8 protein-coding genes are annotated in these 12,086 nt (G+C 41.7%); all 8 read left to right on the plus strand.

The window, feature by feature from the left end:
* Window positions 1-46: 46 nt before the first annotated feature.
* The 8 genes from ADA01nite_RS13010 (at window position 47) to ADA01nite_RS13045 (ending at window position 11,459) form a co-directional block, all read left to right on the plus strand.
* Window positions 47-1,465 (plus strand): sugar transferase, encoded by a 1,419-nt coding sequence (locus tag ADA01nite_RS13010; protein ID WP_146810524.1) that lies wholly within the window; start codon window positions 47-49, stop codon window positions 1,463-1,465.
* 31 nt (window positions 1,466-1,496) lie between these two features.
* Window positions 1,497-2,000: a tetratricopeptide repeat protein gene (locus tag ADA01nite_RS13015; protein WP_146810527.1), complete on the plus strand. Its 504-nt coding sequence runs from the start codon at window positions 1,497-1,499 to the stop codon at window positions 1,998-2,000.
* Window positions 2,001-2,013: 13 nt separating this feature from the next.
* Complete coding sequence (locus ADA01nite_RS13020; RefSeq protein WP_146810529.1) at window positions 2,014-3,576, plus strand: O-antigen ligase family protein; 1,563 nt, start codon at window positions 2,014-2,016, stop codon at window positions 3,574-3,576.
* A gap of 520 nt (window positions 3,577-4,096) precedes the next feature.
* Window positions 4,097-6,415: a copper amine oxidase N-terminal domain-containing protein gene (locus tag ADA01nite_RS13025; RefSeq protein ID WP_146810531.1), complete on the plus strand. Its 2,319-nt coding sequence runs from the start codon at window positions 4,097-4,099 to the stop codon at window positions 6,413-6,415.
* A gap of 84 nt (window positions 6,416-6,499) precedes the next feature.
* A complete protein-coding gene (locus tag ADA01nite_RS13030) occupies window positions 6,500-7,639 on the plus strand; it encodes a TolC family protein (RefSeq protein WP_170230274.1) in 1,140 nt (379 codons plus the stop codon).
* A gap of 223 nt (window positions 7,640-7,862) precedes the next feature.
* Window positions 7,863-10,025, plus strand: a complete 2,163-nt coding sequence (locus ADA01nite_RS13035) for a copper amine oxidase N-terminal domain-containing protein (RefSeq protein ID WP_146810535.1) — start codon at window positions 7,863-7,865, stop codon at window positions 10,023-10,025.
* Between the two features lie 219 nt (window positions 10,026-10,244).
* The gene (locus ADA01nite_RS13040) at window positions 10,245-10,745 is read left to right on the plus strand and encodes a hypothetical protein (protein WP_146810537.1); all 501 of its coding nucleotides are present in this window, start codon (window positions 10,245-10,247) and stop codon (window positions 10,743-10,745) included.
* 192 nt (window positions 10,746-10,937) lie between these two features.
* Window positions 10,938-11,459, plus strand: a complete 522-nt coding sequence (locus ADA01nite_RS13045) for an RNA polymerase sigma factor (RefSeq protein WP_146810539.1) — start codon at window positions 10,938-10,940, stop codon at window positions 11,457-11,459.
* Window positions 11,460-12,086 lie beyond the last annotated feature (627 nt).

Here is a 12,086-nt window from a genome sequence, read left to right on the forward strand (position 1 = left end):
AATTTCTTGCATAGTTAAGAACTATGTTTTCAAATGGGGCGAATAAATGAGTAGGAATTTTATGATTAAAGTATACAAGGTGCTGTTTGCGCTGTTTGATATTTTGCTTGTGCATATAGGTATTGTCGCTGCTTTCTATTTGAAGTTTGGCGAAACAATTCCTCTTTATAACTGGTCTTCTTATACCAAAGTTTTGCCGTGGCTCTCATTTGTAGCTCTGATTATTTTTTATATGTTCGATCTTTACTCGAATTGGCGAAGAAAAAGTCTATATCACCTTATCTACACGATTGTACTTTCTATAGGAATGCTTAGTTTGTTTACGATGGCATTAACATTCTGGTATCGTGGCTTTTCTTTTCCGCGAAGTGTTATCGTACTATCGTTTTTAATTCAATTAACCTTATTCATAATTCTTCGTTCTTGTGTCTGGTGGATAGCCAAACAACGTTATGGCCGTAGAAAGGTTCTTATTATAGATCAAAGCTTGGAACAGGCGCTCCAATTCGCACGCAAATTTATGCAGCATACGTCCGGCTGGTTCATTATCCAAAATTTTGTCCCGGTACATCTTTGGAAGCAAACAGTTGAGGCGATTCAGGAAGCAGACGTTGTACTTTTAAGTCCGTCTTTATCTCGTGAACAGAGAGCGGAGATTTTAAGCTACTGCTCCCGTTATGGAAAAGAAGTGCTTATTGTTCCTGAGCTTTTTGAACTGTTTATTCTAAACGCCGAGTCTCAGCAAATTGATGACATGCTAGTCTTGTCTGTTCAACCTCCAGGTCTTACGGCTGCACAACTCTTTTTGAAACGTGTCTTTGATGTTATTGTTTCCTCGTTTTTGATTATCGTTCTGAGCCCTATTATGCTTGTCCTTTTTATCCTTATTCCTCTCACATCCAAAGGCCCTGCTATTTTCAAGCAGGAACGGATGGGAAGAAACGGAAAGGAGTATCTCATTTATAAATTCCGCAGCATGGTGCATGATGCAGAGAAGAAGACAGGTCCTACGCTTGCAACGGATAATGATCCACGTATTACACCGCTTGGCCGGTTTATTAGAGCGACTAGGCTGGATGAAATTCCGCAGTTGTTTAATGTGCTGAAAGGAGACATGAGTCTCGTTGGTCCACGCCCTGAACGTGCATTTTTTATTGAGCAGTTTTGCGAAAGCATCCCTGATTATACATATAGGATGTCTGTAAAGCCTGGAATTACCGGACTGGCACAGGTTATGGCCAAATACAGCACAACGGTGGAAGATAAGCTGCGGTTTGATTTAATGTATGTTCGTAATTACTCGCTTGCACTCGACATTAAAATTTTGCTTCAGACATTGCGTGTCGTGTTTCAATGGGAGGCATCGGAAGGCATAAAATCAGACGATGATTTAAAGTCTCTGTATAACTATTTTAATCTGGAGATTGCCAGCGGTAATGAAATGATGAGCAGAGATAAAAAGTAATAAAAATGCTAGCGAAAGGAGATTTATTCCAATGGGAGAGAGCGTGTCCGGGAAAAGCCGAAATATGATTGTCTATGGCTTGACCCTATTGGCGGTTGTTTGTATCCCTATAGGTGTATGGCTGGGGAACAAACAGGATGAGAAGTACCGGGCTGATTATGAGACATACCAGAGAGCTCAGCAGCAGTCTAAAGAAGGGAAATTCGCTGAGGCTGGGAAGGCGTATCAAGCCTTGCTGTCGACTTATCCAGATAGTTATGTGCTGCTGTGGAGATATGGGCTATCCCTTGCGGCTGAAAAGAAATATGAAGAAGCGGATAAATATTTTTTAAAAGCGCAAAAACAACGCCCCTTTCTTGTACGCAACCAGCGCTATTTAATTCAGTATGGTGAGGTGCTATATAGACTAGGGAATTATACAAAAGCGAAAAAATATTTAGAAGAAGGGCGGAAGTTAAATACAGATCCGCAGCTTTCTGAAATGGCACTTCCTTTGCTTAACGATATTAACGCCAAGCTTCAGGCTAAACAATAAGAGGGAGAGGGAAATGAGTAAACAGAAAAATATGAACATTGATCAGATGTTAAACCTGGAAGGGCAGAAAACGGTCGATAAGATGCTGATATGGATGTTGGCGTTTGCTATTGTTGTCATTCCTCTTCTTACAAGAACGGCAATTTTTGAATTCCAGTCGCCGGTCATCACCGGAACGAGTCTGGATTCGGGCATGAAAGCGGAAGTTTTTACATATTACAAGTTTATTTGGCTTGTCATTGTAACAATTATTGTTTCCTGTCTATTCCTCTATAAAATGATAGCTAAAGGTTACGAGATACCAAAAAGCTATATTAACCTTCCTAGCGCTGTTCTTTTCGTAGTATTGCTTGCATCCAGTCTATTTGCGGATTATAAAACAATTAGTATGTTTGGGCAGTATAACCGTCATGAAGGCATGATTACATATCTGGGGTATATTATTTTATTCTTTGTAGCTGCTAATATTCTTTATAGTGAAAAAAGTGTAAAAACAATTATAAATGCTTTAATACCGCTTTTGCTAGTCAATGCTTTTTTAGGATTGATGTACTTTTTTGGTTATGATTTATTAAAGAATGCGTTCTTCCGCGGAATTTTACTTCCAGGTGGGGTGAAAGAGCAAGCAGGCGCATTTTTTAACAGCACTATCAACAATCCGAACTATGTCAGCGGGATTGCAGGTATGCTTATTGCTTTGTTTGTAACGAAAGCTGTATTAATAGAATCGCAAAAACAGCGAGTCATAGATATTTTACTTGCGTCTGTAGCTTTTGCTATGCTGTTAGCTTCGCTTTCTACCAGCGGATTTGTTACATTTGTTTTTGTTTTGCCTGTCATTGTATTGGTAATTATTTCCAGTGACAAAAGAAAGCAGGCTGCTTTTACTCTAGCTGCTTGTTTTGCATTGTTCAGTGCTATCTTTTTTGGAATGTATAGTTATAACCCGAAGGTATGGGATGAGAGTATAGGCTTCTTTGTTGGAAAATCCCAGAATGGGATTGACCAGAAAACAGCTTCGGCATTTGGGTGGAAAGATTTATATGAACAGCATACGCCTTTGAAGATAGATACCGCCTACGCGGAAACTCAAAACCAGGAAACGTTCCAGGAGTTCAATCTTCCGCCGCAGCAGTGGGCTGCAGGTACAGGACGTGCATACATTTGGTCAGAAACTTTAAATTTAATCAAGCAGCGGCCTATATTAGGCTACGGAATGGATACATATGCATACCATTTTCCGCAAGATGATCCAAATAAGAATTCAGGGATAAATGACGCAAATACAATTGTAGATAAGCCGCATAATATGTACTTAAATATTGCATATGGATCGGGTGTCATTGCTTTGCTGGCGTTTCTTATATTGGTTGTGCGACATATTGTAGCTGGTGCAGGTATTTTAAAAGAGCGCATTAAAACAGAAAATGATGCGCTTTCCGCAAGCATTTTGGTAGCGATAGTTGCTTATTTATTGCAGGGCTTGTTTAATGACTCAATCATTGGTACTGCTTTTATCTTCTGGATTCTTTTGGGTACCAGTGTAGCGATGCTCAGACAGAGAAGAGAAGCATAAAAATTATTTTGTAAAATGTGCGATTAAGGTGCAACTTTTTATTTGTGCTGTCGTCTAATTAGATGTAACGAACAAGACGGGAAGAAAAGAAAAATTTTTTGAAGCATAAGCGCAACTCTTTATATTAAATCTCGTCTAATTGAATGAGTGGATGAATAAGGATAAATACTCTTGAAAAAGAAAAACAGTTAATATTTTCTATTAATCTATTTACTCTGCCGAAAAACTGTTGTATACTTTCAAATGTGTATTTGCCTAGCAAATTAGCACTAGGCCCTATCTCTACTCAGAAGTTACATAAATATTAAATATAAAAGAGCTCGACTCCCTCGAAAGGGGGTGAAGGTACATAAATGGGAGAGGGAGCTCGTAGATATATAGACAATACTCTCAACCAAGCTGGAAGCGGACTATGTTCCTTCACAATGGAAGGCTACTTTTGTGGTTATAAGAACGCTGAAACTATAAAGGTAGTTACATATCCGTTAAAAAATATTATCCTAACTTAGGAGGAAAAGACGTGAACAAGAATAAAGCTCTTAAAGTTCTTGCTACTTCAGCACTACTCGCTTCTGTAGCCGCTCCGTTCGGCGCAGGCGTAGTTAGCGCAAACAGCACAAATACTATTAAAAGTATTATCAATGTAGAGTCTGATTACAACAACGATGGTGCCAAAAGTACTTCTTTAACAGACCTTGAAATTAAACAAGATGATACTGATATTACTAGTAAGGATACTTTCCGTATCGTTCTCCCTTCTGGTGTTGAATGGGATGACGAGGTTGGAATTCCTACTAACTTTACAAACGCTAAAGTTTCAAAAATTAGCGACCAAGTTCTTGAAGTAACTCCTAATTTCAACGGAACACTTGACGGAACAACTGGTAAAAAAATCATTATCCCATTATATGTGAAATTTGATGGTGCTGAGGCTGGAGAGCAAAAGTTGAAAATCGAAGCTCTTGATAGCACAATCACTTCTGGTTCCTATACTTTCGCTGTTGTAGGTACTGGCAGCACAAATGCGGTTGTTGACGACGTGAAGTCAGTTGGTAAAGGAAAAGTAGAAGGCGGTACTATTCGCATTGATGAAACAGCTGTTGGTGCAGTTGACTTCGGTTCAAGCCGTACTTCTGATCAAACATTCCGTGTGAAACTTTCACCAAACTTTGAATGGTCTAGTGATATGGAATATGATAGTGCTAGCCCTACGCCAGGATATGACAAGGTAACATCAGGTGGAGGCTTCGGAACTTCCGCTATTAAAAAGGTTGAAATAGAAGATGATAACCGTACATTGAAAGTAACAGTTAATCCTAATGGTGGGGGAGATGCTGCGAAACGCGGTTCTATCTACATCAAACCGACCTTCAAAGCGAATAGCGATGCACAATTCCAGGATGTAACTGTGAATATTTCTGGTGCTGAGTTCACTGATCAAGATGTTGTTATCGCGAAATACACTGACTTTGGTGGAACATTCAAAGTTGACAAAGTAAATGAACTGATCGCTGGTAAAGTAGATGATGTTGATACAAAAACAGGAAAGATTACTATTGAAGAAGCTGTTGCAGGTTCATTTATCAGCAACCGCGACTTGACAATGGAACTTCCAGGTTGGGTAAAAGTTGTTGGTATCACTGAAACATCTAAAACTAACTTTAGCAGTGTAGATTTTGATATCAAAAAAGGTTCAGAGAACAAAGTGATTATTACGCCACAAGTTGGAAGTACTTTAACTTCCAGTAAAGGCAAAATCGAATTTAAACTTCAATTAAGCATTCAAGGTAACAAAACTGGTGACATCGAAGCAACTTTAAAAGGTTCTGGCATCGAAGACCAAAAGGTTGTTATCGCAAAAGCAAAAGCGCCTGTAACAGTTGAAAGCGTAGAGCCAGCTAAAGTGAAAATTGGTGCTCAAGATCAAGATGCTCCTGACTTTGTAATCACTGAAACAGGAAAAGGCGCAATTGAGAAAACAACAGAAAAGTTCAACAAAGATGACATTACTTATAGCCCAGCAGTTTCCGGTAAAAACTATGGACCTGTAGATATCACAACAACCTCTGGTCGTGGAGAAATTCGCTTAACTCTGCCAACTGGTGTATCTTTCAGTTCTGTTCCGAAAGTGGAAGTTATTGACGGGGATCTGCAACTTGATACTGATAGCATTACACGTGCAGAAAATAATACTGTGCTTGTTATCCCAGTTAAATCTGAGAGCACAAAAGCTTCCAAAATTAAAGTTAGCGGTGTAAAACTGACAGTTGACCGTACTGTTCCAGAAGGTGCTATCGATGTAAAAGTTAAAGGTAGCGCTGTAGTTGAGAATGCAGACGATACTTCCAAATCAGGTCTTGAAGCTGGCAGATTCAATCAAAGTGATGCAGTTAAAGCAACAATTGCTACCACTGTAACTCCGGCTCCGACTGACACAACTGCTTCTAATATCGTATTCAAACTCAACAGCAAAACTTATACTGTTGACGGAAAAGAACTCGAAATGGATGCAGCTCCGCTTGTAGGTTGGGATCGTGCTTACCTGCCGGTTCGCTTCGCTGCTAACGCGCTGAACGTATCCGATGATCAAATCATCTGGGACGACAAAACTAGCACGTTCACAGTATTCAAAGGCGACCGCGTAGTTTCCGGTAAAGTTGGCGACAAGTTCCTGACTGTAAACGGCGCGAAAGTTCCGATGGACGTTCCGGTATGGCGTAACAAAGCTCAAACAAACAACCGTGTAATGGTTCCGATCCGTTACCTGGCTAACGCTCTGAACGCTAACATCGAATGGAACAAAGAAACTAGCGAAATCACAATCCAAGCTGCGAAGTAAGCTTGACAACTACATGAAGAAGGGGCTCCCGTTCGGGAGTTCCTTTTTTCATATTGTAATCTTCTTTATTTGGAGATGAGTATAATGAAGAAATTACCTGTTTTTGTTCTTTCCACTGCTTTATTGCTTCCGTCGGCTGTACCTGTATACGCTGCGGATAAAGCTCCTGTAGTCCAAAGTCAAACGCTTACCTATGAACAAGCGCTTGAGAAAGCGTTCGCCTCCAGTATTCCGCTAAAAAATGCCGGAGACGAAATTGATCGGGCTTTTGAAGTGCGCCAAAGCGCGGGGTCGAGTATTGAATATTATCCTACCGGTACAGGTAACGGGGCACAAGCTGCCATAGATCGTGCTAAAATCAAAGGAGTTGCACAGGCTGATGCAGTCTGGGGTATAAGTAAGCGACAGTACGAATTGGAAAAAGATAATATTATTTATTCAGTAAAAAATGCTTATAACAACGTGCTGAAAGCTCAAAAGCAACAAAAACTGGCTGATGCTTCAGCTAAAAACGCTGAACTGCAAAAGGTACTGGCTTCATACAAGGCTGCTGAAGGAACGATTAGCCTTTATGAATTAAGTCAGGAGGAAGCGAAGTTTGAATCGGCTTTAAAACAGAAGGCTGCCGCTGCTAAAGCAGTAGAAGATGCGTATCTTAAGCTGAATTCCGTGATCGGTGCTTCGAAAGAGACGCGTTTTGTGCTTAATGATGAACCTCAGTTCAAACCGTTTGACAAAGACGAGACCGAACTGGAGAATGATATTGTATATATTGTTTCCAACAGCAATGCTGTAGCCATGGCGGAAGACCAGGTAAAGCTAAAACGGCTGGATGTTGATCTTTATACGTACAATGCAGGCAATACTACACCGTATAAAGCCAGTGAAATTGATGTCCGTACAGCGGCAAATAAAGTGCAGGATACGAAGCAAAAACTTTCTGATGGAATGCGATCGATTTACTATTCCATTAAGCAATTGGAAGATCAATACAAGGTGCTGCTGATAGAGAAAGAAAAAGCCGAGGAAACACTTAAAATGGCTAAAGTACGTTACGATGCAGGCGTGGGGATTAAAGCCGATGTGGTCACTGCAGAGCTGGCCGTAGCGAATAACGAAAAACAGATCTTTGATACGCTTATCCAGCTTGATAATCTGAAGTTGGCCTATGAAAAACCATGGGTGGCTGCTGGTGGAGCCGGTACGGCAAGTGGAAGTAATTAAATTAAGTTGTAAATATAACCCCCTGAAAAACTATCTTTTCCAGGGGGTTATATTGTATTCATAAAGACCTGTTATTTTTTATTGACCACAGCATCTTTTGTATATATAATCCAAATATACTAATTATTAAAACGATTTACACGAAGGGAGGGGATTAAGAATAATTGTTAGCGCTTTCTTTTTATCATAAATAGAGTTTACTAGTTTAATAAGGGGGATACACATGAAAAGAAAAGGGAAACTGCATGTGCTACAGGGAAGTGCCATTACCGTTTTGGCTGTACCGCTGACTGTAGCGCCCTGGATGTCTGTCGCTTCAGCCAACAGCAACAATTATGTAGATCGTATCCTGAACATTTCTTCTAATTATGATGCTGCTGGAAGCCCTACAGCCACTCTGTTTGTAAGTGAAGATGATATCGACTTTACTACAGGTGATACATTCCGTGTTACGCTGCCATCGGGCGTGAAGTGGAATAATCCGATACCTGCTAATGCTACTATCGTAACTAAAACAGATAGCATACTGGAACTTACTCCGTCAGGTGCAGTCGTGAATAACGATAATGACAAAGCTGACAAAATACAGATTCCCCTTGATATAAAGGTAAATGGCGCTTCGGGAGAGCTTAAAGTAAGAGTAGAGCCGATCGATAGCACGATTTCTGGCGGGGACTATACATTCGCTGTGATTAGCACGGGTAAGACGACTGCAATGGTAGACTCCATAGAATCCATTGGGGGAACCGAAGCTGACGGGGCGGTTATCCGCATTGAAGAAGTGGCGGCGGGCGAGGTTGCAAGAGGCGCTTCTTCAGTAAAGTTCCAGCTTCCTTCTCAATTTGAGTGGAAAAATCTTACCATGACAGGGAGCGGTGGGTTTGCAGGCGCTTCTCTTACCAATGTCATTATGGACGGAAACACGCTAACAGCTACATTAAATATTCCTTCAGGAAATAATGCCCGCGGATTCTTATATTTCACACCAAGAATTAAGGCAAAGAGCGACGCTCAGCCAGGAGACGTTACGGTTTCCATTTCAGGTGCAGAATTAAGCGATGCGGAAGTAGTCATAGCGAAATACCGGGAGTGGGGAGCGAACATTAAGGTTGAGCAGGTTAACCAGATCCTCGCCAGTAAGTTTGAGGATAAAAAAGTTGTAAAGATGACAATCGAAGAAACTTCACCGGGCGCTTTCATCGGTGGAAGGGAAGTAGAGGTAGAATTACCGGACGCAGTAAAAATCCCTGGAACTGTGAATCCGTTAACCGGGATTATTGTCAGTCCTTCAATTAATTACTCTGGCAGTGATGTTACCGGAACTGTAAACGCTGAAAGAAACACAGTCACATTTGCTATCCCTACCACGCCTTCCAGCAGTAAACGCAAATTGGTATTTGAAGCTGCCCTTGCAGTTAAAACAGGCGTCTATGGCGACATTGAAGCAACCGTCCAAGGGGCTGGTATCGAAAAGCAAGAAGTAGTTATTGCTAAATCCATACCACCGGGCATACCCAAACCATTAGCGGAAGGAAAGCTAAAGATCGGCTTGCAAGGACAGGCTATTCCGGATATTATTCTTGCTGAAACCGTAAAGGGAGCCGTTAAGCAAAGCGTTGATCTTGGTGTGGCTGGAAAACAGCAAGGGTATGTTCTTGTTTATTTCTCCAGGGGGGTCACTTTCACAGGTACACCAAAGATAAAGGTGATTGAGGGTGATTTACTCATTGATTCGGTTCAGGTTATACAAGCTAAAGATTTATCAAAGGCCCCAACGGACATGTATGAAGGTCTAAAAATAGATATTAAAGGGGAAAGTACAAAGCCTTCAAAAATTCAAATCTCTGATATTAAATTGTCGGTAGACCGTTCTGTGCCAGAAGGGATTTTAGAAGCAAAGATTGCAGGCTCAGCAGTAGCTCATCCATATAATAGTCTGTTATTTAACATTACAAGCGGCATACCTTTCAAAGTAGCGGATGTAATTACTCCGGCACCATCAGAAACGAATTTAACCGGGTCATTCGTTATCGGTAGCACGACATATAAAATTGGTGATGTAGAGAAAACCATGGATGCAGCTCCTTATATCAAAAATGACCGAACATACTTACCGGTGCGATATGTGGCTGAAGTGATGGGAATAAATGAGGATAATATTGTATGGGATAAGGCCTCGCAAACCGTTTCTTTATTTAAGGGAAACAAAGTGGTGCAGATTAAGATGGGTGTGAAAAAGATAACAGTGAATGGAACGGATATTACGACAGATGTAGCGCCTGAAATTAAGAATGAGCGAATGATGCTTCCAATTGCTCATGTTGCGCAAGCGTTAGGTTCAAAAGCCCGTTGGGATGCAGAAAGCAAAACGGTTTACATTGAATAGCAGGCAGCAGTATAGGATAGAAATAGATATGCTGTATTGAATGAATGTTCAGTCATAATCCCCCTCTGAAAAGAGGGGGTTTTTAGTATGAATTTTATAGTTTTGTAGAACAACCGCGAAACTTGCGATCGATAGCCCCTTTTTCTACAGGAAGTGATAGGATAATATAAATATATACAAATTATCCTAATTTTTGATGAAAAGGGGAGAAAATCAAGTATGCACCAATTAATAAGCAAGGAAGTTGCTGTTGAACGATTTGCGCAGGATGGCCATCTCTTCTATCCGGGACAGTTATCCGGCATTGGTGATGTCACAATTCTTTGTATCGGTGAGCAAACCTACTACGCCGAGTGCACAACAAACCAATTTTGTAACCGCTTAATCGACTTATGCTGCATGGACAGGCGGAAGCTCTGCAAATTCTCCTACAGGACGCTTGGCCAGCGTAAGCTCGCACCGCTTGTATTGCATCAAAATCTGGTACTTGTTCCGTTTCTGTATCAGCTCTCAGACAACCGAACACACCGTACCGCATTTGCCCGCAAATCTTCCATTCTGACCTACACCGAACGAGACAGCGGTTCTGACAGCACACTCTTTCTTAAAGATCGTCACAGACTCGATATTCCATATTCGAGTCAACGTGTTAGCCGCCAGCTGCGCAATGCTAATCATCTCCTCAACAAGTATGTGCTGCGCTTCCATCCTTCATTCTGAATTTACCTCTATTGTTTGATACACCCTATCTCATGCTGCCTATTTTCTGATACCGTGTTGTTTTTTATGTGAAAAAAATTACAAAGACTCTCTTATCTCTTCCCGGCTTCCTGCAGGAATGCTCCGGTGCGGCTATGATGAAAGTGCGCGCAATACATGCAGGACCGGTCCTCGCGAATGTGAGGAGAAGCAATGGAAGAGAACGAATGGGTCGAGTTTTTCAGTACGTATGAACGGCTGCTGGAACGAATGGTATCTCGTTATCCCATCGGGTTACGGGATGAAGCGAGGCAGGTGGCCCGCATCGCGTGCTGGCGAAGGCTTGCGTTTTATGATGCAAAGAGGGGAGCTTCCCTGTCCAGCTATGTCTATCTTATCGTGCGCGGTGCGCTGTTGAACTGGGATGCGAAGGAGTATCGCTGGCAAAGCCGCCATCAGTTCCCTGCGCCTTGCGGGGAAGACGGGGAGGGCGATTGGCAGGATATGATTGTAGATACGAACGCATGGCCGCCGGACGAAGCGGCGGTATGGCAGGCGTGGATGACACATCTGACCGAGGCGGAGGCGAGATGTCTGACGCTGCATATTCGCTATGGACATTCTTTGAAAGACGTTGCCGCCATAATCGGCATTCCGTATGAACGTGTAAAGAAACAGAAACAGCGAGCGCTTGGCAAGCTGCGCAAAGCACTGGAAACGTATATGAAAGAATAAGAAGCGGGCGGGAGGACAGCATGCCTCGTTCTCCCGCTTTTTTTCTTTCATTCATAATCATAAACGAGGAAAAAGCACGAGCGGCCGCGCCTGCGAGTTTTTTAACACAACCAATTCTTTACCCTTGCGTCTAACTCAACATGGAAATTTGTATGGATACGATCGTAAATCTCATGTGCTAATTTTTGGCTGCCCTTCTTCTTTAGAGGGAAAAGCGGTATAGTTATAATGAGACAAGAGTGTGAAGGAACTTCAAACTGCTTCAAAATATTGTAACAAACCGTAACCTCTAGGTTTATTACGATGCAGGTTGGTGTTCTCTAGCCCTAGTGAGTGTAGTTTTTCGAAAGGAGAACAGCATGATGAACTAGATTAGGAGAAGATGGTAAAGTCACACCCTCGGATGTACCTTCAGTCCGTTGCTCTGTGAGTGTTGAGGAAGAAAGTTCGCCTAGGTTATGGAAACTAAACGCCAAAAACACATGTCCACTCTCTTGATTTGGGCAAGAAGGAAAATTCTCCGAAAGGATGGCTAGTCAGAAATGACTAAAGAATTTGCTTTTGTATTGGATGAGAAAGGAAAGCAACTTTCGCCTACCCCTGTAAATAATGCTTGGTATCTTATAA

The sequence above is a fragment of the Aneurinibacillus danicus genome (assembly GCF_007991215.1).
Lineage (GTDB): Bacteria > Bacillota > Bacilli > Aneurinibacillales > Aneurinibacillaceae > Aneurinibacillus > Aneurinibacillus danicus.